The following is a 21749-nucleotide window of genomic DNA, read 5'->3' as shown; positions in this document are numbered from 1 at the left end:
CAGCGCGGTTGAGCGGGACTTGACCCTGCGCTAAGACCGGCTCTGCCGCATCGGAGGGAGAGGGCACCATGGCCAGCCGCAAGTTTACACGCGAGGAGGCGCTTGCCTTCCATCTCGAGCCCACGCCGGGCAAGTGGGAGGTGCAGGCCACCGTGCCCATGACCACCCAGCGTGATCTCTCGCTGGCCTATTCGCCGGGCGTCGCCGTTCCCTGCGAGGAAATCGCCGAGAACCCCGAGCTGGCCTACGACTACACCAACAAGGGCAACCTCGTCGCCGTGATCTCGAACGGCACGGCGGTGCTGGGATTGGGCAACCTTGGCGCGCTCGGCTCGAAGCCGGTGATGGAGGGCAAGTCGGTGCTGTTCAAGCGCTTCGCCGACGTGAACTCGATCGACATCGAGCTCGACACCGAGGACCCAGAGGAATTCATCAAGGCCTGCAAGCTGATGGGTCCGACCTTCGGAGGCATCAACCTCGAGGACATCAAGGCGCCCGAGTGTTTTATCATCGAGCAGCGCCTCAAGGAAGAGATGGATATCCCGGTCTTCCACGACGACCAGCACGGCACGGCGGTGATCTGTGCGGCGGGGCTGATCAACGCGTTGCATCTTTCCGGCAAGAAGATCGAGGACTGCCGCATCGTGCTGAACGGCGCGGGCGCGGCGGGGATCGCCTGCATCGAGCTGCTCAAGGCCATGGGCGCGCGGCACGAGAACTGCATCGTCTGCGACACCAAGGGCGTGATCTACCAGGGTCGCACCGAGGGCATGAACCAGTGGAAGTCGGGGCATGCCGTCAACACCGACCTGCGCACGCTGGAAGAGGCGATGGAGGGTGCCGACGTCTTCCTTGGCGTGTCGGTGCGCGGCGCGGTCACGCAGGAGATGGTCGCCAGCATGGCCGACAACCCGGTGATCTTCGCCATGGCGAACCCGGACCCCGAGATCACGCCGGAAGAGGCGCACGAGGTTCGCGTCGACGCCATCGTCGCCACCGGACGCAGCGACTACCCCAACCAGGTGAACAACGTCCTGGGCTTTCCCTATCTCTTCCGCGGCGCCCTGGACATCCACGCGCGCGCCATCAACGACGAGATGAAGATCGCCTGCGCACAGGCGCTGGCCGAGCTTGCGCGCGAGGACGTTCCCGACGAGGTGGCGCTGGCCTATGGCAAGGCGCTGACCTTCGGCCGCGACTACATCATCCCCACGCCCTTCGATCCCCGGCTGATCCACCGCATTCCGCCCGCCGTGGCCAAGGCCGGCATGGACACCGGCGCAGCGCGGCGGCCCATCGTCGACATGAACGCCTACGAGGAGACGCTGAAGGTCCGCATGGACCCGACCGCCTCGATCCTGCGCAGCATCAACGCACGGGCCCGCTCGGCGCAGGCGCGAATGATCTTTGCCGAGGGCGACGATCCGCGCGTGCTGCGCGCGGCGGTCATGTATCAACGCAACGGACTGGGCAAGGCGCTGGTCGTGGGCCGCGAGGCCGACGTGAAACAGAAGCTGGAGGAGGCCGGTCTGGCCGATGCCGTGCGCGAGCTGACCGTGGTGAACGCGGCCAACACGCGGCATCTCGAGACCTACAAGGACTTTCTCTACCGCCGGCTGCAGCGCAAGGGGCATGACTACCAGGACGTTCACCGGCTCGCGGCGCGTGACCGGCACGTCTTTGCAGCGCTGATGCTGGCGCATGGGCATGGCGACGGGCTTATCACCGGGGCGACGCGCAAGTCGGCGCACGTCATGGAGCTGATCAACCACGTTTTCGATGCCGACGCGCAGCACGGTGCCGCGGGCGTGACCGCGCTGCTCCACAAGGGGCGGATCGTGATGATCACCGACACGCTTGTGCATGAATGGCCGGAGCAGGAAGACCTCGCCAACATCGCCGAGCGCGCCGCGGACGTGGCACGGCACCTCGGACTCGAGCCGCGGGTGGCCTTCGTGTCCTTCTCGACTTTCGGCTACCCGGTCTCGGAGCGCGCCCAGAAGATGCACCACGCGTCTCAGGTGCTGGACGCGCGCGGGGTGTCCTTCGAATACGAGGGCGAAATGACGGTGGACGTGGCTCTGAACCGCCAGGCGCAGGAACACTACCCGTTCCAGAGGCTTACGGGCCCGGCCAACATCCTGGTGGTTCCGGCGCGGCACTCGGCCTCGATCTCGGTGAAGCTCATGCAGGAGATGGCGGGCGCGACGGTGATCGGTCCGATCCTGGCCGGTGTCGACGAGTCGATCCAGATCTGCTCGACGACCTCCACGGCAAGCGACATCCTCAACATGGCGGTTCTGGCAGCCTGCAAGGTCGGCTGAAAGCGCAGGTCAATCTGACGTTCGGAGACGAAGGGTCGGGCAAATGGTCTACCATGTGCCCGATCAGCCAGGGCCCGGCACCCGATTCAGTGCTTTCGCACGCACATAACGCTCCGGGGCTGGCATCGTTCCCGATGAATTGTTAATCTTTAGTTGAAACGTGTTGCGATTTTTGTGCAATTGCTCACGCGATTTTGGAAAATTTTGGCCAATCCATCGTGAAAAGTAGTGTTTGCAGGTGCAGCATGTAGACAACCTCCAATGCTATTCCTAGGGTAGGGTTAACGAAGCCCACTCAACTTTAACGAGATCTATTGCCGAGTTTCCGGTGCAAATGGTGCAACCGGGACTTAAGGAGGTTTAGACGTGATTTCGGCATCCATACCGCTTCAAGACGCCCATGCCGCGCTGGATCTGCACGAGAGCCGGGTTGCGATCCGCCGCGAAAGCCGCACGTTCTACACGGTCGTTGCCAAGCGTATCTTCGACATCGCGCTCGCCGTTGCATTGCTCCCGGTTCTGCTCCCGGTCATCTCGGTGCTCTGGGCCATGACCGCCCGCGATGGCGGGCCGGGCTTCTTCGGTCACCGTCGGATCGGCCGGAACGGCAAGGTCTTCCGCTGCTGGAAGATCCGAACCATGGTGCCCGATGCCGAGGCGCGACTGGCCGAGCACCTGATGAGCAATCCCGAGGCCGCAGCGGAATGGGCCCGGGACCACAAGCTGCAGAACGATCCCCGCATCACGAAGATGGGTGGCTTCCTGCGGTCGACCAGCCTCGATGAATTGCCGCAGATCTGGAACGTGCTGCGGGGCGAGATGAGCTTCGTCGGTCCGCGTCCCGTGGTCCGCTCGGAGATGAAGAAATACGGCCATGCGCGCACCGCCTACCTGTCGCTCAAGCCGGGCATCACCGGGCTCTGGCAGGTCTCGGGCCGCAACGACGTGAGCTACGAGGAACGCGTCGCGATGGACCTGCAGTACTTGCAGACGGTCTCGTTCCTTACCGACCTCAGGCTGATTGCCCTCACCGGCATGTCGGTCCTGGATCGCACCGGACGCTGAGGCCGCCAAGATCCGCATCACGCTACGTTGAAAAGGAAAACGCCGGACCCTCGGGTCCGGCGTTTCGCGTTTCGGGGCGGGGCGCAGCCGGGATCAGCCGCGCGCGTAGACGTCCTCGTATCGCACGATATCGTCCTCGCCGACGTAGGCGCCGGTCTGGACCTCGATCAGGACCATCGGCACCTTGCCGGGGTTCTCCATGCGGTGCACGGCGCCGAGGGGCACGTAGATCGACTGGTTCTCGGTCACGAGCTTGACCTCGTCGTCAACGGTGACCTTGGCGGTCCCCTCGACCACGATCCAATGCTCGGAGCGGTGGAAGTGCGATTGCAGCGAGAGCGAGGCGCCGGGATGCACGAGGATTCGCTTCACCTGGAATCGGGTACCCACGACGAGGCTTTCGAACCAGCCCCAGGGCCGGTGATCCTTGGGGAAGCAGGTGGCCTGCGAGGCGCCCTTGGCCTTCAGAGCCGTGACGGCCTGCTTCACGTCCTGTGCCCGCGACATGTCGGCGACAAGCACGGCATCGTTCATCGCGATGGCCATGATGTTCTTCAGGCCGATTCCCACCACCTCGAGGTTTGAACCGTCCGAGCGCAGCAGGGTGTTCTCGCAGTCGATGGCCGTGGCCGCCTCGGACGTCACCACACCAGTCGCGTCCGGTCCGCTTTCACGCCATACAGCGTCCCAGCCGCCCAGGTCGGACCAAGAGGAATCGAAGGGCACCACGGAGAGGGCATCGGCCTTTTCCATGACGGCGTAGTCCAGCGAGATGTCCTCGGCCTTCGACCAGGGTTCTGGCGCGAGGCGCAGGAAGCCGAGGTCGGGCTTGGCCTCGGCCAGGGCGTCGCGGACGGGTTCGATGACCGAGGGTGCAAAACGCTCGAAGGCGGCGATGACATCCGAGGCACGGAAGAGAAATATCCCGGCGTTCCACAGGTAGGTGCCTGCCTGGAGCATCTTTTCCGCCGTGGCCGCGTCGGGCTTTTCGACGAAACGCTTCAGATCGACCGCAGCGCCGGAGCCGTCCGACGCGCTGGCCATTTCGAGGTAGCCATAGCCGGTTTCAGGGCGGTCCGGCGTGATCCCGAACGTCACCAGGCTGCCCGCCTCGACAGCCGCCATGCCGCGCTCTACGGCCGAGTGGAACGCTTCGATGTCCGGCACCACGTGATCCGATGGCGCGACCAGCAGGATGGCCTCCGGGTCCTCGGCGGCGACATGTAGCGCGGCGGCCAGGACGGCCGGAGCGGTATTGCGTCCCTCCGGCTCGATCAGCACGGCGCCGGGATCTATGCCCACGTCATGAAGCTGTTCGGTCACGATGAACCGGAAGTCGGCGTTGGTCACGACCACCGGCTTGTCGAAGAACATTTCGGCCGTGTGTCCGGACAAACGCCGCGCTGACGCCTGGAACAGCGTCTCCTCACCCATGAGGTGAACAAACTGCTTGGGGTAACTCTTGCGGGAAATGGGCCACAACCGCGTGCCGGAACCGCCGCAGAGGAGAACGGGATGAATTCTGGTCGTCATGTCTCTTGCCAATTCGTAATACAATATAAGCGGCAGACTTCGTCGCCGGCGCCGCCAGAATGCAGCGAAAAATTCGAATCATCAAAATATCTTGTCGGGACCACAGCCGACCGACGTCGCGCCATTTCTGTCAGTCGTTCGGCAAGCGGCGCTCAGCGACGCAGAACGTGCGTACTCACGTAGCCGGTGATGCGCCCGAGCCACTGACGTGAGGCGACGATCTGGCCTGAAGGGTCGACGACGTAGTAATCCACGAAGGGCGGGCCGACATCGCTTGTGCAGGCCGCCACGACCTCGCGCGCAGGAGTCTGGATAAGGCCCATCGACACGTCGATGGACTTGTCCGGCTCGACGCTGCAGCGATAGGTCAGCGGCACGGTGCGATCGTCGGACCTCAGGAACCGCTGGATGTAGACCGCCTCGCCCTTGGTACGGCTGCGGACCAGCGAAAGAAGTTCGTCCTCGTCCACCGACATCAGGTCGCCGCCAAGACCCCGGGTCGCGACGATCATGCCGTCGCGGATGGTTACGGCCTGACGCGTCGGCGTGGCATAGGTCCGGTAGGGCGGGTTGCTTTCGATATTGACCAGCAGGGACTGGGACTCGCGCTCGTCGATCTCGAGGAAGGTCACCGCGCGGTCGCCTGCGCCCGCCAGCGTCTGGGCGATGGCCTCCTGCGTGAGTGCACCGGGCGCACCGTCCCCGCCGGGGCGCAGCGACTCGTAAAGCGTCGAGAAGGGATCGGCCTGGTAGGGGCTGTTCCCGCAGGCCGCCAGCGCGGCGAGAAGGCCCAGCGGCGCCAGCCGGCGCAGCGTCCGTCGGATCATCTCCAGAACCTCCCCCAGCTGTCCACGACATCGGGTTCGTGCCATGTGCGCACCTTTTCATAGAGCCGGTCGGGCACGAAGACCCGTGCGCCGCCGTCCCGCTGGACCGAGCGCAGCGCGACTGTCGATGTCGTCCGGGACGGTGTGCCGAGGCCGACCGAGAGCGGTATGGTGATGAGGATGCCCTTGTCGAACGAGCCTTCGCCGAACTCCTCTTCCGAGACGTCGGTGAAGGTGGCGAAGGCGCCGACCTTCCAGCCGTTCGCGAACTCGCGGTGCACGGTGATCGTCGCGCCGTAGTCCCCGGCGAGGTAGCGGCCCACGTCGAGCTGTCCGTGGAAGCCGTTGCCGAAATCATAGTAGGCCGAGACATGGCCGTTCACCTCGGGGAAGGTGAGCTCGGCGCCCGAAACCGGGTCGACGGTCACGTTCTCCTGGATGCCCAGCATCTGGTCGAACTCTCGGCGGCGGACGTAGTTGACTTCGACCCCCAGCGCGAGGCGGCTGGCCACGGGTTTCCACAGCAGCTCGGCCGAGGCGCCGGCATACATCTGCTCGAGGATGCCGAAGGTGAACCGGCTGTAGAGGTTGCGCCCCGGGCGCCCGAAATGGGCGATCGTGAGCTGCTCGATGGCGGGATCGCCCTCGCGGTTGTAGGCGCCGTAGTCCGTGCGCACGCGGGGTAGCTTGGACTCGTCCTCGCGGTCGATCTGGTCCAGGTTGCCGATCACCCGCTTCTTGATCTTCCCGGTCAGGATGACGTTCGGCGTGAGGAAATAATCGCCGGTCAGCCGCGCGCCGAAGTCCATGCGCAACGGCGACTGCGGGTCGAACGTGCTGTAGGCGTAGTAGGGTTCGAGCGCCCAGATGAACTTGGGATACTCGGTCAGGTCCATCTCCGGCGCCTGTCCGAAGGCGTCGGTGATCCGCGTCCGGGCCAGCATCTCGACCGCAGCGTCGTTTTCGTGCGCCTCGAGGTCCGAGCGCTGGAGAACGACCGCCGACATGGGCATGCCGTTCTCGACCGGGACGATGACGAATTCCTCGACCGAGGCGGGCAGGGTGCGCGTCATGACCCGAGCCGCGCGGCCGATGGCCTGCGAGGGCGCCCCGTAAAGCGGGTTGCGCAGCCGGATCGTGGCCCGGCGCGGTTCCAGCCGGAAGCCCTCGATCTCGAGGTCCTCGCGCTGGAGGCTGGTGGCCAGACGCTCGCGCGCGCTTTGCTGGCGTTGCGGCAGGTTGGCCGTCCAGCCGAGATCGTTCACGTCGGACGGCTCGCGCGGCTTGACCGGAACCCCGGCATCCTCGACCCCGCCGGGCATGCCCAGCGTCTTGGGGTTGAAGGGATAGGTCAGCTGCAGGCCGACCTCGCTGCCGTAGGCGTAGTAGGCCGAGACCTGCGTGCCGTTCTTCAGGGTGTAATCGACGCCCAGGTTCACCGGGGCGGCGTGATCGAACGTCGCGTTGGTCGACTCGACCCGGTAGTCGTCCGAGGAATATTCCAGCTTGAAGGTCAGCCGGTCGGTGGGCGACCAGCTGATGCCGCCGAACGGCGCCACGTCGCCACGGAACCAGCGGTCGTAGGTGGGTGTGCCGCCGGTCTCGTTGGCGCCGGTGAAGATGTTGTTCGCACCGAGGATCGGCGGCCGCGAGCCGAAGGTCGCGACGGAATTGTAGGTGCCCAGCCGGCCCCAGCCGAGGCCCGCCGTGACCTTGAAGTTGCCGCCGAGGGTCTTGGTCGCGACGACGTATTCGCCGCTGTAGACACCTGTACCGATGAAGTCCTGCAGGCCCACGGCCACCGCCGGCCGCAGGTCCGTTTCGTCCCAGAGCTGGTAGCGAAGGTCGAAGCTGCGGTCATAGTAGACCCCGTCGACCGCGCCCAGCGCCTGATAGTCCTGGATGCCGGTATAGCGGAAGGCGCCGGTGAGTTTCGGCGTGATCTGGAAGATCAGGGTGCCGCGGTTGCTGTCGCCCAGCTTGCCGTAGCTCAGCGCGAGCGTGCCGTCCGGCGCCGCCTCGGCCGAGGGCATGTCGATCATGCCCGGCATGCCGTACAGGTTGAAGGAGGGCATCTCCTGGGCATGAAGCGCGCCCGCCGCCAGCAGCGCACCCAGCCCGGTGCCCGCCATGAGCGCGCGCCCGAGCCGTTTCGCCGCATGAAATTCCGCTGCGTGCGCCATGAAGCGTCCCCGTCCCGCTGCCGCAAGTCCGATTCACTGCTAGTCGGAATCCCGTGGCCTGTCCATCTTACCCGGCGTGTGCCCGGCACGATGTGGGATATTCGGCACGTCGGGTCCCCTGAGCTGCCCGCGATAGCGCCGACATTTTGAAATGTTAAGCGAGGGGTAAGGCGCACGCCGGTATCCCCTCCGCGGGGTGTGAAAACAGGTGGTGGATATGAGCGTGGACAGCAATGTCGCGCCGGTCATCATCAAACGGAAAAAGGTCGTCGGTGGCGACGGGCACCATGGTGGTGCCTGGAAGGTTGCCTACGCCGACTTCGTCACGGCGATGATGGCCTTTTTCCTGCTGATGTGGCTGTTGAACGCGACGACGGAAAAGCAGCGCAAGGGGCTGGCCGACTACTTCAGCCCGACCGTGGCGATCGCCCGGGTATCGGGCGGCGGCGACGGGGCGCTGGGGGGCGAAAGCACCATGTCCGAGAACGTGCTGCCGCGCGTCGGCACCGGTGCCACGAACCTGCGCCCGACCGAATCCAAAGCCGCGCGCGGCGCTTTTTCGCCGATGGATGCCGAGCAGGACAGATCCGCCGCCGAAGAGGCCGAGACGCGCGCGCTCGAGGCGCTGGAAGAGGCGCTTGTCGGTCGGTTCGGCGAAAGCATGGTCGATGACGGGCTGATGCGGCATATCGTGACGCGCGTCACCGATGAAGGATTGGTGGTCGAGCTGTTCGAGACCGACGGCGCGCGGCTCTTCGAGGACAGTGGCGCGCCCACGGACCTGCTGCGCGACCTTGCGGGTGTTCTGGTCAGGGTGGCGGGCCTCGTGACCAACCCGGTGGCGGTCGAGGGGCATACCAGCGCTTTCCCGGTGGTCATGGCGCGCGATCCGGCGTGGGAGCTGTCCTCGGCCCGGGCCGAGAGTTTTCGTGGCCTGCTGACGGCCAATGGCCTGGATCCCGCGCGCGTGGCCCGCACAACGGCGCATGCCGACCGGGAGCCGGCGCAAGCCAACCCGATGGACCGGCGCAACAATCGCCTCGAGGTGATTTTCCTGCGGCAGACCTGATCCGGAAGTGGGCGGCTTTTTATCTGTTAGCCGGACATTAAGCCGCCGCCCGTATCTGTTGGCCTCGAAGACCAATCGAGACAGCAGAAAGGCGTGTCCATGACAATCTCCTCGTCCCTGAATGCCGGTGTTTCGGGCCTCTCGGCCAACGCGAACCGGCTGGCGGCTATCTCCGACAATATCGCGAACGCATCGACCTACGGCTATCGCCGGGCGGTGACCGACTTCAATTCCTTCGTCGCGACCAACGATTCGCGGACCTACGTCGCTGGTGGCGTGCGGGCGACGAACATGCGTCTCGTGTCGGAGCGCGGCTCTTTGGTGGCCACGGGCAACGCGACGGACCTCACCGTCCGCGGGCGCGGAATGATGCCGGTGGCGAACCAGGCGCAGGTGCTCAGCGGCAGCGACGAGCTGGACATGATGCTGACCTCTACCGGCTCGTTCCGGATGAACGAGAACGGATATCTCGCCAATACCTCGGGCTCGCTGCTCATGGGCTGGCCGGCGAACCAGGACGGAAGCTTCCCGACCTACGCCCGTGACAGCATGGACGGGCTCGAGCCGATCCGCTTCACGCCGAATGTCTCAAACGACCCGACCACTGCGGTCGATCTCAGCCTGAACCTGCCCGCGACCGGCACCGACGCCGGCGGCTCGGGCGAGGCCGAGACGATGACGATCGAGTATTTCGACAACCTCGGCAAGTCGCAGACGATCACCATGACCTTCACGCCGACGGTGCCGGCCACCGGCGCCTCGAACGAGTGGACCATGGTCATGACCGACTCCGCCCAGGATGGTGCGGTCATCGGCGAATATACCCTGACCTTCGACGATACCGTGGGCGGTGGCGGCACGATTTCGGCCGTCACCACCGTGACCGGCGGTGCCTACGACGACGTGACCGGTCTCTTGAGCGTCGACGTCCTCGGAGGGCCCATCGAGTTCGACATCGGTGCCCTTGGAGATACGACGGGAATTACCCAGCTGGGAGACGATTTCGCCCCCATCTCGATCGAGAAGGACGGCTCTACCACCGGCAACATGGTCTCGGTCGAGGTCGACGAGAACGGCCTCGTTCGTGCGCTCTACGATTCCGGCGACAGCCGGGTTCTCTACAAGGTCCCGCTTGCCGACGTGCGCAACTACAACGGCCTGATCGCGATGGACAACCAGACCTTCGGCGTCTCGCCGGAAAGCGGGCCGTTCTTCCTCTGGGATGCGGGCGAGGGGCCCACCAGCGGAATCCAGTCCTACGCGCTCGAAGAAAGCTCGGTCGATATCGCCGAAGAGCTGACCGACATGATCCAGACGCAGCGGGCCTATTCGTCGAACGCCAAGGTGATCCAAACCGTCGACGAGATGCTGCAGGAAACCACCAACATCAAGCGCTGATCCCGCACGGGATCGGCCCACCACGGGAGGCCGCTGAATGTCGTTGTCCGGAGCTCTTTCCAACGCCCTGAGCGGCCTCACCGCCAACAGTCGCGCCGCGACGCTGATATCGTCCAACATCGCGAATGCCACAACGGAAAGCTACGGCCGTCGCGTCTTGTCGCTATCGCCCCGGACCGCGGGAAGCGCGGGTGGCGTCTGGATCGACGGCGTCCAGCGCCAGGTCGACACAGGCGTCCTTGCAGATCGCCGCCTGTCGGATGCCCAGGCCGGTTTCGCGGGCGACATGCAGACCTTCGCAACCCGCTTCGCGGACCTTCTCGGTGAAAGCGGCGAAGAGGGATCACTCACGGCACGCTTCACCGCCTTCGAGAACGCGCTGACCTCGGCATCGTCCAACACGGCATCGACCCAGCGCCTGCAGACAGTCGCCCATACCGCGCGGGACTTTGCCCGGACAATGAACAGCCTGTCCGGAGACGTTCAGCAAGCACGCGTCGAAGCCGATCAATCGGTCGCCCGGCAGGTCGGCACTCTGAACGGGGCACTGCAGCAGGTCAGACAGCTCAATTCTGCGATTGCCGAAACAATGGTGCGTAACGGGGACGCGTCATCGCTCATGGATGAACGTCAGCGTGCGATCGATACGATCTCGGACATCGTGCCCCTGCGCACCGTTGAACGGGACAACGGTGGGCTTGCGCTCTATGCGGCATCCGGAACGGTTCTGCTCGACAGCATGATCAACAGCCAGCCGGCCGAAATCGGGTTCACGCCGACTGAACCGATCACGGCAGACATGACCCTCACCGGCGGCGCGCTCTCGGGTCTCAGCATCAATCGTCAACCGATCAACAGCGGAAACGCAGGACCGCTCGGCGGCGGCACTCTCGGGGCCCAATTGCAGATCCGCGATAGGGCGGCGCCCGACATGCAGGCCGTTCTGGACGGTCTTGCACGCGACCTCGTCGAGCGCTTCGGTCCCGGCGGTCCGGATGGCACCCTCACGCCAGGCGATCCCGGATTGTTCACCGACGCCGGTGCAGCATTCAACCCCGTCGACGAAACGGGCCTCGCCGGCCGCATCTCGCTCAATTCGCTGGTCGAGCCCGACGGGGCCGGACTGTGGCGTCTGCGAGACGGGTTGGGAGCCGCAACCCCCGGTCCCGTGGGCGATGCGACGTTGATCGGCGGCTATTCCGATACGCTCGATGCACTGGTTGCACCGGCGTCTGCCGCCCTCGGGACAGGTGCGCGCAGTTTCGCCTCGCATGTCGCGGATTTTCACGCCGCGGTCTCGGCTGCGCGGGTCCGGGCGGATGGCGAGGTGGCGTACAACACGGCTCGCCACACAGCCTTGCGGGAACTCGAGCTGTCCAAGGGTGTCGATACCGACGCCGAACTGCAGACCCTGATGCGCGTGGAGCAGCACTATGCGGCAAACGCGCGGGTCATGACCGTCGTCGACGATCTCATGCAGACCCTGCTGAGCATCTGAGGAGGATACATGGATACCGTTGGAGACTTGGCACGCATGCTCGTGCTGCGCACGAACCAGACCCGCCTCAACCGCGACCTGGATCGACTCGGGGTCGAGATGGCCACCGGTTTTGTCCGCGACTCCGCCACGCATCTTGGTGGTGACGTGTCGGGTCTGGTTGCCATCGACCGGACGCTGGCCAAGCTCGAAAGCTACCGTGTGAACACGACTGAAGCGAGTTTCCTGACCGGAACGATGCAGACCACGCTCGACGAGATCCAGGAACGGTCGGAACAACTGTCGCAGGTCCTGGTCTCGGCCGAGCTCACGCCCAGCGAAGAAATGCTGCGCACCCTCGCGGACGAGGCGGAAACCGCGATGGGCCAGATCGTGAACGGGCTGAACCGTTCGGTCGGTGGGCGTTATCTGTTTTCGGGCATTGCCACCGATGGGCCGGCGCTCGCGGATGTTGATACCATCCTGACCGATCTGCGAGCGGCGCTGTCAGGCGAGACGACAGCCGCCGGGGTGGATGCCGCGCTGGACACCTGGTTCGACAGTCCGGGCGGCGGCTTCGAGACGGCGGGCTACCTCGGTTCGACGACGAGCCTTGCACCGCTGAAGCTTGGCGAGGGTGAAACCGCCCGGCTCGATATCCGGGCCGACGACCAGGTCTTTCGCGACCTGTTGAAATCGGTCGCCAAGGCCGCGCTTGCCACGGATGATGGCCTGGGGTTTCCGGACGATCTCCAGATCAAGCTCATTTCCGATGCGGCGAGCACGCTTCAAGGCGACCAGGCGGAGGTTGTCGAGCTCCGAGCGAGCCTGGGTGCGCTCGAAGCGCGGGTCGAGGAAACCGCTACACGGAATGCCGCAGAGCGCACTGCGACGTCCTTGGCCCGGCTCGAACTGGTTGGCATCGACGACTACGAGACCGCGGCGAAATATGAGAATACGCGCGCTCAACTGGAGTCGCTCTACGCAATATCGGTTCGGTCTTCGCGCATGTCGCTGGTGGAGTTTCTGAGATGATGCGTTTCGCCCCGATCATCATTGCCGCGATGTCCGTTCTCGCGTGCCCATCCGACGCGCAGAGCGTTCGCATCAAGGATCTCGTCGAAGTTGACGGCGTCCGGTCCAACGACCTCGTCGGATACGGGCTTGTCGTCGGTCTCAACGGGACGGGCGACGGTCTGCGGAACGCGCCCTTCACAGAGGAAATCATGCAGAACATCCTCGAACGCCTGGGGGTGAACGTCACAGGGGAAGAGTTCCGTCCGCGTAATGTGGCCGCCGTCTTTGTGACGGGCCGGCTCCCGCCATTTGCCCGTGCCGGAAGCCAGATCGATGTCACGGTTTCCGCGATCGGGGACTCTGACAGCCTGCTGGGGGGGACGCTCATCATGACCCCCCTCAACGCCGCCGACGGGGATATCTACGCGGTTGCGCAGGGTACCGTGATCGCCGGTGGGGTGGAGGCCGAAGGCGACGCCGCACGTGTCGTGCAAGGCGTACCAACGTCCGGCGTGATACCTGCTGGCGCCAGGATCGAGCGCGAGGTCGATTTTGATTTCTCCCAGCTCTCGTCCTTGCGCCTGGCGCTGCGCGAGCCGGATTTTACGACGGCCGCAAGGATCGAAACGGCGATCAACCGTGCCGTGGGCCGGCGGGCGGCGACGATGATGGACGCAGGCACGGTGTCGGTCGACCTTGCAAGCACCGGCGCGCCCTCCCCGGCGCGCGCTGTCGTTGCCATCGAGAACCTGCCGGTCCAACCTGAGCGGCGTGCCCGTGTGGTGGTGGATCAACGGTCCGGAACCATTGTCATGGGAGAGGATGTGCGGATCTCTCGTGTCGCGGTGTCCCAGGGAAACCTGACGCTTCGTATCGAGGAAACGCCCGTCGCGGTACAACCCAACCCCTTCGCCGAAGGCGAAACCGTGATCGTACCACGCACTCGAGCCGGTATCGAGGAGGACCCAGGCATCGCGCTCGCGGAGATCCCCGGAGGCACTTCCTTGTCCGAGGTGATTGGTGGCCTGAATGCCCTCGGCGTATCGCCGCGCGACATGATCGACATCCTCAAGAGCATCAAGGCTGCTGGAGCGCTGCACGCGGAATTCGTCGTGATGTGAGGCCGAGGCCTTTTCTGAACAGGCTTTGTTAACGGCGCAGGGTCTAGAGAAAGCACAACGCTTGTGAAGGAGTCGCCCAGATGCTCGGCATGGTCGGTATCATCGTGATTTTCGGCATGGTTTTCGGAGGATATATCCTTGCCGGGGGCAAAATGGCCCTCATCCTCAAGGCTTTGCCTTTCGAGATGATGATCATAGGCGGCGCCGCGCTTGGGACCTTCCTGATTGGCAACGACATCGGTGTCGTGAAGCACACGCTCAAGGATGTCGGCAAGGTCTTCAAGGGCACGAAATGGAAGCCCGGCGACTATCGTGATCTTCTATGTCTGCTCTTCGAGTTGATACGCCTCGCGCGACAGAGTCCTGTGGCGATCGAGGAGCATGTAGAGGCGCCGGGGGATTCGGCGATTTTCTCGAAATATCCCAAGATTCAAAAGGATTCGGTCGCCATAGAGCTTATTTGCGACACGCTGCGGTCCATGTCGATGAACTACGACGATCCTCACCAGGTAGAAGAGGTGCTCGACAAGCGTATCGAGGGCCTGGAGCATCATCGCCTCCATTCCAGCCATGCACTACAGGCCATGGCCGATGGGCTTCCGGCGCTTGGAATCGTTGCGGCCGTGCTGGGTGTGATCAAGACAATGGCATCGATCGACCAACCACCGGAAGTGCTGGGAAAGCTGATCGGCGCGGCGCTGGTTGGCACGTTCCTGGGGGTCTTCCTGGCCTATGGTTTCGCGGGTCCCTTCGCGAACAAGATCAAGAACGTGGTCGCTGATGATCTGCACTTCTACCACCTAATTCGTGAAGTCCTGGTCGCGAACCTGCACAACCACGCGACCAATATCTGCATCGAGGTCGGACGCCAGAACACGCCGGCCCATTTCCGTCCCAGCTTCGTGGATCTCGAGGAAGCGTTGAAATCCGTCAAACAGGTGGCTTCGTGAGAGGCTTCGGACTCCTGCTTGCGTTGCTTGTTGTCTTCGCCGCTCCACTTCGGGCGCAGCAAATCGTGGCGCGATCCGGAGAGCACGGCAGCTTCACCCGGTTGGTGTTCGATATGCCGGATGGATCTGACTGGGAGATCGATAGCAGAGAAGCATCGGAAGGCATTCGGATTTCGTTCTCAGGTGCGCAGACAGGGATAGACGTCAGCCGCGTCTTCGATCGGATCGACCGATCACGCATAGCATCCGTATCCGTAGTGGGGTCGGGGCCAACCGTCGCGATCACGCTGAACTGTGCCTGTTCGACGGAGGCTTTCGTCGCGAAGGACAACATGCTTGTGATCGACGTGGCTCCAGCGCCATCGCCAGACCCTCAGGCGGAAGAAATGCAGACATCCGGGTCCCGGAAAGAGTTTACCCGGATACGTGTCGGGTCCACCCCGGGGGTGGGGCCACCTCTGAAAGCCAGTGACAATCTTCTGAAACACGACTTCACGCCGAGCTTGGAAGATATCTCGACGTCGGATGGGCCCACAGAATTCGAAAGGCACCTCGCCGAACAGCTCGCCACCGCCGCGACGAGGGGGCTCTTGACTGCTGCCACCCGGCTTACCACCCGCAGCCTATCGGAGGGAAAACCCCGGGCTGAGCAAATGGAGACGGCGGGGAAGCGCGAAAGTACCGCGACAACCTTCGATCGCCTATCGGAGAGCCTCCATGCGGAGGTCGGCTTCGAATCCGGGGAAGCCCGCCTTCGCATCGGGGGCGATCGATGCGTGCAGGACCGCGAACTGGACCTTGCGGCCTGGGCGGACGAAGATCGCGACTTCAGGCTCCAGATCGGAGAGTTGAGGCGAGAGTTGTACGGAGAGTTCGATCGGTTCAACCCCGAGATCGCGGAACGACTGGCTCGGCGATACATTCATTTTGGTCTTGGCTCGGAAGCCATGCGAATAGTGGATCTCGATCCGATGCACTCGGATCCTGTCCTGGTCGCCCTTGCGAGGCTGGTCGAGGGAGGGCAGGACACGACGGGAGTCTTCGCAGCGCAGACCAGCTGCGATGGCCGTGCGGCCCTGTGGGCCCTGCTTGGCTCCAGATCACTGCCGTCCCTGTCGACGATCAATACTTCTGCGATCCTGAGAAGCTTCGAGGAGTTGCCGGTCAACCTCAGGCGACATCTGGGACCCGCGCTCGCCGGACGACTTGCCGAGGAAGGACAGGCCGACGAGGGCCGAAACCTTCTGGCAAGGCTGGAGCGAGCGACAGGTGTCTACGATGAGGATATGACGTTCCAGGGCGCACGGATCGACAGGATGTCGGGGGCTGTCGAGACGGCCCGTCCAATCTTGGAGGATTTGGCTGTATCGGACGCCCCTAATGCTCCCGAGGCTTTGGAGGCCGCCGTGGAGATCGCGTCGGAGCATGGCGAGAGGGTGCCGGAGCGCGTGATCGACCTGTCCGCGGCATACGCCATGGAATTTCGCGGCTCGGAGCTTGGCGACAGGATGCGGCTGACAAATCTCCGTGCCCTGGCGACAAACGAAGAGTTCGAGGAAGGCTTTTCAGCGCTGGGCACGACTGAGGACATCGCGTCGGAATACAGGACCCTCGCAATCGAGGCTCTTTATTCTGCACTCGTGCGCAAGGCGGAGGATCCGTTGTTCCTAAGGTTCGCGGCGGCCGATGATCCTGGTCATTCGGAAGCGCTGTCGAATGCTACGGTCCGTGACACCGTCGCGCGGCTACTCGACGTCGGGCTACCCGAGCTGGCGGCAGATTGGCTGGCCGCTTCGGGCGAAAGACTCCCTGAGCAGGTACGCGGAATGCTCTTGGCGCGAATACATCTCTCCCGGATGAACCCCGAAGACGCCGAGAATGCTCTTGACGGGCTCGACGGCGGGGATGTGGCTGCATTGCGCGCGCAAGCACGCGGAATGATGGGAGATTTCGATTACGTCCAGACCACGATGGAGGAGATCGGAGCGCCCGAGGACGCGCGCGACGCTGCCTGGCTCGCTGGTGATTGGACACGGGTCGCCGGTACTGGCGATGATGCGCTGTCGTTGGCCGCAGGCCTGATGAGCGATCCCGGAGACAATCTTCCTGATGGGGTGCCGGGTCTGCAGGTGGCGGAGTCAATTGCCGACGACAGTGCAGCGGCGCGCGATGCCGTGACGCGACTGCTGGAAGAAACCCGAGTCGACGAGAATTGATACGGTGCCCAAACACGGATTGGTAACCAAGTTTCTCTAACTGTGCTCGCGCATGGATGTATCCGGGTGGATCAGAATGATCTTTCAACAGATAGTACCGCCTTCCCCAACGAGGCGATTTTCAGGATGCCACCGCAGGCAACAGTTCGTGCGGTCGGCCAACAATTTGGGCATCTGTTCAGCCCGTTGTGAGGCCTGATTGATGGCAACTCGGCGCCAACCGCTCTTCCGTCCAACGGTTTTGCTTGCCGTGGCGCTCATGGCGATCATCGTCATGATGATCCTGCCGGTGCCCGCCTGGGTGCTCGACGTCGGATTGGCGGCGTCCTTCGGACTCGCAATCCTGATCTTCACGGTCACGCTCTTTATCGAGCGACCCCTCGATTTCTCGGCCTTTCCGACCATCCTGCTGGCATCGCTAATGCTTCGGCTGTCGCTGAACGTGAGTTCCACGAAGCTCATCATCGGGGACGGGCACACCGGGACGTCTGCCGCGGGCGACGTGATCGAGGGCTTCGCGAATTTCGTGATGGGTGGCAGCGTGTTCCTGGGGCTCGTGGTCTTCGGCGTCCTGATGATCGTGAACTTCGCCGTGATTACCAAGGGCGCTGCCCGCATGGCCGAGGTGGGTGCACGCTTTGCGCTGGACGGCATGCCCGGCAAGCAACTTGCGATCGATAGCGACATGTCCGCGGGCGCGATCGACCACGCCGAGGCCAAGGCGAGGCGTGAGCGCGAGCAACAGGAAACAACCTTCTTCGGGTCACTCGACGGCGCCTCGAAATTCGTGAAGGGCGATGCGGTCGCCGGCCTCCTGATTACCCTGCTCAACATCGTGATGGGGATGGTCATGGGGGTTGTCGTGCACGACATGGCGATTGCCGATGCCTTCGAGACCTACGCCATTCTGACGGTTGGCGACGGGCTCGTGTCGCAGATCCCGGCAGTCATCATATCGATTGCCTCCGGCCTTCTCTTGGCGCGCGGCGGCGCCACCGGGGCGACAGATGCGGCGATGGTGGGTCAGCTTGCGCGGCATCCCGCGGCACTTGCGACGGTTGGCCTTCTCATGGCGCTGTTTGCCCTTGTCCCTGGGCTGCCTTTCCTTCCTTTCATCGCGGGAGCGGGCGTGCTTTGCGGGGTCGCGTGGTACATGTCGCAGAAGCCGCCTGAAGCGGAAGATGGCGATTTGGAAGCGCCCGAGCCCGAGGCGCCGCGCACACGTCCGATCGGGGACGTGCTGGACGTCGATGAAATCCACGTGGAATTCGCCCCTGATCTTGTGAACATGGTGCTCGACCCGGGCACCGGGCTGGATGCGCGGATTTCGAACATGCGCACACATGTGGCCTCGACGTTCGGCCTGATCCTGCCCGAGATTCGACTTACCGACGCGGCGGCGCTGGGAACCGGGACCTACCTGATCCGGATCCAGGGGGTCGAGATTGCGCGCGGCGAGTTGAATCCGGACCTCGTTCTTGCCTTGGTTCCCGAAGATCAGGCGCAGCTGCCCGAAGGGCGCGACGTTACGGAACCGGTCTACGGGGCGCCGGCCCGCTGGATACGTCCGAGGGACCAGGAGCGCGCCGCGATCACCGGTGCAACGATCGTCACACCCACAGAGGTGTTGGCGACACACCTGCTCGAGGTCGTGAAACGGAATTTCGGACGCTTGCTGACTCTGAAGGCCCTGCGTCGCCTGCTCGACGAGCTCGTGTCGCTCAGCGACAAGACCCGTGCCGAGGCCAATCGCCGGCTGCTCGATGAACTCGTCCCGGACAAGGTGCCGATCGATACGCTCCACCAAGTGCTGCGCCTGTTGCTGGAGGAGCAGGTCAGCATTCGAAACTTGCCACTGATACTCGAGGCCGTCGCCGAAACCCGCGGTCAGCAGGCCGCGCCGGAAGCGATCTGCGAACAGGTGCGCCAACGGCTGGGGTTTCAGCTTGTCGCCTCCATGCGGCGCGATGATGGGACGATTCCGCTGGTTCAATTGGCGCCGGAATGGGAGGAGACCTTTGCCGCCTACCAGATCGAGGGCGCGCGTGGCACAATCGACGTGGCCCTGCCGCCCGAGTCCTTCGAGAGCCTGACCAACGGTGTTGCCGAAGAGATCGGCGAAGCGGCAAACAAGGGCATCTTTCCGGCGCTTGTGACTTCAGCCAGGCGCAGACGGTTCCTGAGGACAATCCTATCAGCCAAGGGCATTTCCAACCCGGTGCTGTCCTTCGAGGAAATCGGGGTCGAGGCACGGCCGGCACTGGTTGGCGTGGTGGCCGCATGACCGGGCTGACCGCCTTCGTCGATCTTCTGGCAGGTGGAGCCTGGGCCGGGCTGCTGGTGTTCCTGCGCGTCGGGGCCACCATGACGGCCCTGCCGGCGTTGGGAGAGCAGAGCCTTCCGGTCCGGGTCAGGCTCGTGGCAAGCCTGATGATGACCGTCGCGATACTGCCCGCAGCCATCACGCGGATCGACCTTCCCGCTGCCGGGCTCGGATCCTTTGCCACAGCCCTCGCGACCGAAAGCGTAAACGGGCTCGTCATCGGCCTCGTGCTCAGATTGTTTGTTCTCGCGCTGCAGACTGCGGGCAGCATCGCCGCTCAGTCGACCTCGCTTTCCCAGCTGCTGGGAAGCGCGGGGACCGACCCGATGCCGGCAATCGGTCATATTCTCACGATCGCCGGACTTGCCCTGCTGATGGCCACCGGTTTTCACGTGAAGGCTGCAGCCTTGCTGATCCTGAGTTACGACCTCATGCCGGCGCTGCAGTTTCCAGACCCGGCCACCGTGGCGGATGTCGGCAGGGAGCAGGTGACCCACAGCTTCGCGCTGGCTTTCGGGCTGGCGGCACCATTCGTCATCCTCTCGGCGCTGTATTACCTGACGCTTGGTTTCATCAACAAGGCGATGCCGCAGCTCATGGTGGCCTTTGTCGGCGCGCCTGTGATCACGCTCGGGTCGGTCGCGCTGCTGATGCTCACTGCACCGATTATGCTCGCGGTTTGGCTCGATGCCGTCGACGCCTTCCTGACCAATCCCTTCCGGTAGGCGACCATGGCCGAGGACGAGAGCGGCGAAAAATCCCACGAGCCGTCGCAGCGCAAGCTGGACGAGGCGCGTCGCAAGGGCGAGATTCCGCGGTCGACCGATATGCTGACCGCAGCGGCCTATCTCGGTATGCTTCTGACGGGGTTGGCCCTCGGTGGCGGCAGTTTCGTGCGCCTGGGAGAGGCCATGCTGCCCTTGATCGAACGCCCGGAGCGGTTGGTTCCGCTGTTTTTCGGCGATGCCGGGACGACCCCGGCGGGCGGGTTGCTCTTAGAAATCCTGTCACCGCTTGCGCCCTGGCTGGCGGTGCCCGGCTCGCTCGTGCTGCTTGCCCTATTTGCCACGCGCGGGCTGTTGTTCACCCCCTCGAAACTGGTGTTCAAGGCCAACCGTCTGTCTCTCCTGGAAAACGCCAAGAACAAGTATGGCCGCCGCGGCCTGTTCGAATTTGCCAAGAGCTTTTCCAAGCTCGCGCTTTATTCGATCGTCTTGGGTCTGTTCTTGTCGTCGCGGCTGGACGAGATCATCGGCGTTCTGCAGGCGCCGCCGCGCCATGCGGCAGCACTGATGACCGAGCTGATGCTGCGGCTCATGGGGCTTGTGGTGCTGGTCGCCATTGCACTGGGCGCGGTCGACTACCTCTGGCAGCGGAACGAACATCTGCGGCGCAACCGGATGTCGCAGAAAGAGATGCGCGACGAGTTCAAGGAGGCCGAGGGCGATCCGATGTTCAAGCAGCATCGCCGTCAGCGGGCCCAGGAGATCGCGATGAACCGGATGATGGCGGATGTTCCCGAGGCCGACGTGGTGATCGTGAATCCGACGCACTATGCCGTCGCGTTGAAATGGAGCCGAGCGCCCGGCGAGGCTCCGGTCTGCGTCGCGAAGGGGGTGGACGAGATCGCGCGCCGAATCCGCGAGATTGCCGAAGAGGCCGACGTTCCGGTCCACGCCGATGCGCCGACCGCCCGCGCTCTGCACGCCACGACCGAGATCGGCGACCAGGTCACGCCCGAGCACTATCGCCCCGTGGCCGCGGCCATCCGTTTTGCCGAGGAGATGCGCCGGCGCTCGGGTCAAACGAAAGGAACGGTACGATGACCGAAGATCCGGCCTTGCTTCTGCAGATCACGGAGCTGCTGCGCGATCGCGCCGTAGACAAGTATCGTCGCGACTTGGCCGAAGAGGCCGGCCTGCGCGGTGAACGCGACGAAATCGATCGCCTGCGGGCGGCCGCGCGGCTCTCGTCCGGCGGGGTGGATGCACGGCAATTGACCGGGAGCGATACGCTTTGGCAGGGGTGGCTGTTGCAGCGGCGTGGCGATCTGAATACCGGCATGGCGATGGCGCGAGCCAAACAGGCGCATTCCATTCAGCGCGCCCGGGATGCCTTTGCCAAGGATGCCGCAACACGCAGCTTGCAGGACCGGGCGCAGGCCAAGCGCCGGGCCGAACGCCTCGCGCGGGAGGAGCGGATGCTGGAAGATCTGGCGCGGCTGGCTTCGCAGCGCGAGCCTTGAA

At 64.1% G+C, this 21749-nt stretch carries 16 protein-coding genes; 13 read left to right on the top strand and 3 right to left on the bottom strand.

The genetic code is table 11. The annotated features are described in order from the left end of the window. Positions 1-68: 68 nt before the first annotated feature. Complete coding sequence (locus tag SALMUC_RS10695) at positions 69-2324, top strand: NADP-dependent malic enzyme (RefSeq protein WP_020039446.1); 2256 nt, start codon at positions 69-71, stop codon at positions 2322-2324. Between the two features lie 414 nt (positions 2325-2738). Beyond that, positions 2739-3389: a sugar transferase gene (locus tag SALMUC_RS10690; protein WP_245584698.1), complete on the top strand. Its 651-nt coding sequence runs from the start codon at positions 2739-2741 to the stop codon at positions 3387-3389. Between the two features lie 93 nt (positions 3390-3482). On the opposite strand, the gene SALMUC_RS10685 is transcribed toward SALMUC_RS10690, so the two are convergent. From SALMUC_RS10685 to SALMUC_RS10675, 3 genes are all read right to left on the bottom strand, one after another. Beyond that, positions 3483-4922 carry a mannose-1-phosphate guanylyltransferase/mannose-6-phosphate isomerase gene (locus tag SALMUC_RS10685; RefSeq protein WP_037371709.1) on the bottom strand — a complete coding sequence of 480 codons (1440 nt, stop codon included), beginning with the start codon at positions 4920-4922 and terminating at the stop codon, positions 3483-3485. 152 nt (positions 4923-5074) lie between these two features. Then, the gene (locus tag SALMUC_RS10680) at positions 5075-5749 is read right to left on the bottom strand and encodes a YjbF family lipoprotein (RefSeq protein ID WP_020039443.1); all 675 of its coding nucleotides are present in this window, start codon (positions 5747-5749) and stop codon (positions 5075-5077) included. Next, positions 5746-7932 carry a YjbH domain-containing protein gene (locus SALMUC_RS10675; RefSeq protein ID WP_020039442.1) on the bottom strand — a complete coding sequence of 729 codons (2187 nt, stop codon included), beginning with the start codon at positions 7930-7932 and terminating at the stop codon, positions 5746-5748. Before SALMUC_RS10675 ends, SALMUC_RS10680 begins: the two co-directional genes overlap by 4 nt. Positions 7933-8149: 217 nt before the next feature. Here SALMUC_RS10675 and SALMUC_RS10670 point away from each other — a divergent pair, with 217 nt between their 5' ends. The 11 genes from SALMUC_RS10670 (at position 8150) to SALMUC_RS10620 (ending at position 21748) form a co-directional block, all read left to right on the top strand. Then, positions 8150-9001, top strand: coding sequence for a flagellar motor protein MotB (locus SALMUC_RS10670; RefSeq protein ID WP_020039441.1), 852 nt, complete (start codon positions 8150-8152; stop codon positions 8999-9001). A gap of 99 nt (positions 9002-9100) precedes the next feature. Then, positions 9101-10399 (top strand): flagellar hook protein FlgE, encoded by a 1299-nt coding sequence (locus SALMUC_RS10665; RefSeq protein WP_020039440.1) that lies wholly within the window; start codon positions 9101-9103, stop codon positions 10397-10399. Between the two features lie 37 nt (positions 10400-10436). Further along, complete coding sequence (gene flgK / locus SALMUC_RS10660) at positions 10437-11897, top strand: flagellar hook-associated protein FlgK (protein WP_021120211.1); 1461 nt, start codon at positions 10437-10439, stop codon at positions 11895-11897. 9 nt (positions 11898-11906) lie between these two features. Beyond that, positions 11907-12911, top strand: coding sequence for a flagellin (locus SALMUC_RS10655; protein WP_037371708.1), 1005 nt, complete (start codon positions 11907-11909; stop codon positions 12909-12911). Beyond that, the gene (locus SALMUC_RS10650) at positions 12908-14014 is read left to right on the top strand and encodes a flagellar basal body P-ring protein FlgI (RefSeq protein WP_020039437.1); all 1107 of its coding nucleotides are present in this window, start codon (positions 12908-12910) and stop codon (positions 14012-14014) included. Before SALMUC_RS10655 ends, SALMUC_RS10650 begins: the two co-directional genes overlap by 4 nt. Before the next feature lie 80 nt (positions 14015-14094). Then, entirely contained in the window at positions 14095-14964 is an 870-nt protein-coding gene (gene motA, locus SALMUC_RS10645; RefSeq protein ID WP_020039436.1) for a flagellar motor stator protein MotA, read from the top strand. After that, on the top strand, positions 14961-17180 hold the full coding sequence (locus tag SALMUC_RS10640; protein WP_020039435.1) for a hypothetical protein: 2220 nt from the start codon (positions 14961-14963) through the stop codon (positions 17178-17180). Before motA ends, SALMUC_RS10640 begins: the two co-directional genes overlap by 4 nt. Before the next feature lie 202 nt (positions 17181-17382). Further along, positions 17383-19464, top strand: coding sequence for a flagellar biosynthesis protein FlhA (gene flhA, locus SALMUC_RS10635; RefSeq protein ID WP_037371706.1), 2082 nt, complete (start codon positions 17383-17385; stop codon positions 19462-19464). After that, positions 19461-20228, top strand: coding sequence for a flagellar biosynthetic protein FliR (locus SALMUC_RS10630; RefSeq protein WP_020039433.1), 768 nt, complete (start codon positions 19461-19463; stop codon positions 20226-20228). The genes flhA and SALMUC_RS10630 overlap by 4 nt, the downstream gene beginning before the upstream one ends. A 6-nt stretch (positions 20229-20234) precedes the next feature. Further along, positions 20235-21329: an EscU/YscU/HrcU family type III secretion system export apparatus switch protein gene (locus tag SALMUC_RS10625; RefSeq protein WP_020039432.1), complete on the top strand. Its 1095-nt coding sequence runs from the start codon at positions 20235-20237 to the stop codon at positions 21327-21329. Then, positions 21326-21748 (top strand): hypothetical protein, encoded by a 423-nt coding sequence (locus tag SALMUC_RS10620; protein WP_020039431.1) that lies wholly within the window; start codon positions 21326-21328, stop codon positions 21746-21748. The genes SALMUC_RS10625 and SALMUC_RS10620 overlap by 4 nt, the downstream gene beginning before the upstream one ends. Position 21749: the final 1 nt, after the last annotated feature.

It is taken from the genome of Salipiger mucosus DSM 16094 (assembly GCF_000442255.1).
GTDB classification, from domain to species: Bacteria; Pseudomonadota; Alphaproteobacteria; order Rhodobacterales; family Rhodobacteraceae; genus Salipiger; species Salipiger mucosus.
Note: the sequence above shows the minus strand (reverse complement) of the source record. Positions and strands in the feature narration are given on the sequence as shown.

Excerpts from the sequence above, each read along its gene's own strand:
- SALMUC_RS10695 (WP_020039446.1), top strand. The coding sequence starts at position 69 with ATGGCCAGCCGCAAGTTTACACGCGAGGAGGCGCTTGCCTTCCATCTC.
- SALMUC_RS10685 (WP_037371709.1), bottom strand. The coding sequence starts at position 4,922 with ATGACGACCAGAATTCATCCCGTTCTCCTCTGCGGCGGTTCCGGCACG.
- SALMUC_RS10680 (WP_020039443.1), bottom strand. The coding sequence starts at position 5,749 with ATGATCCGACGGACGCTGCGCCGGCTGGCGCCGCTGGGCCTTCTCGCC.
- SALMUC_RS10675 (WP_020039442.1), bottom strand. The coding sequence starts at position 7,932 with ATGGCGCACGCAGCGGAATTTCATGCGGCGAAACGGCTCGGGCGCGCG.
- SALMUC_RS10670 (WP_020039441.1), top strand. The coding sequence starts at position 8,150 with ATGAGCGTGGACAGCAATGTCGCGCCGGTCATCATCAAACGGAAAAAG.
- SALMUC_RS10665 (WP_020039440.1), top strand. The coding sequence starts at position 9,101 with ATGACAATCTCCTCGTCCCTGAATGCCGGTGTTTCGGGCCTCTCGGCC.
- flgK (WP_021120211.1), top strand. The coding sequence starts at position 10,437 with ATGTCGTTGTCCGGAGCTCTTTCCAACGCCCTGAGCGGCCTCACCGCC.
- SALMUC_RS10655 (WP_037371708.1), top strand. The coding sequence starts at position 11,907 with ATGGATACCGTTGGAGACTTGGCACGCATGCTCGTGCTGCGCACGAAC.
- SALMUC_RS10650 (WP_020039437.1), top strand. The coding sequence starts at position 12,908 with ATGATGCGTTTCGCCCCGATCATCATTGCCGCGATGTCCGTTCTCGCG.
- motA (WP_020039436.1), top strand. The coding sequence starts at position 14,095 with ATGCTCGGCATGGTCGGTATCATCGTGATTTTCGGCATGGTTTTCGGA.
- flhA (WP_037371706.1), top strand. The coding sequence starts at position 17,383 with ATGGCAACTCGGCGCCAACCGCTCTTCCGTCCAACGGTTTTGCTTGCC.
- SALMUC_RS10630 (WP_020039433.1), top strand. The coding sequence starts at position 19,461 with ATGACCGGGCTGACCGCCTTCGTCGATCTTCTGGCAGGTGGAGCCTGG.
- SALMUC_RS10625 (WP_020039432.1), top strand. The coding sequence starts at position 20,235 with ATGGCCGAGGACGAGAGCGGCGAAAAATCCCACGAGCCGTCGCAGCGC.
- SALMUC_RS10620 (WP_020039431.1), top strand. The coding sequence starts at position 21,326 with ATGACCGAAGATCCGGCCTTGCTTCTGCAGATCACGGAGCTGCTGCGC.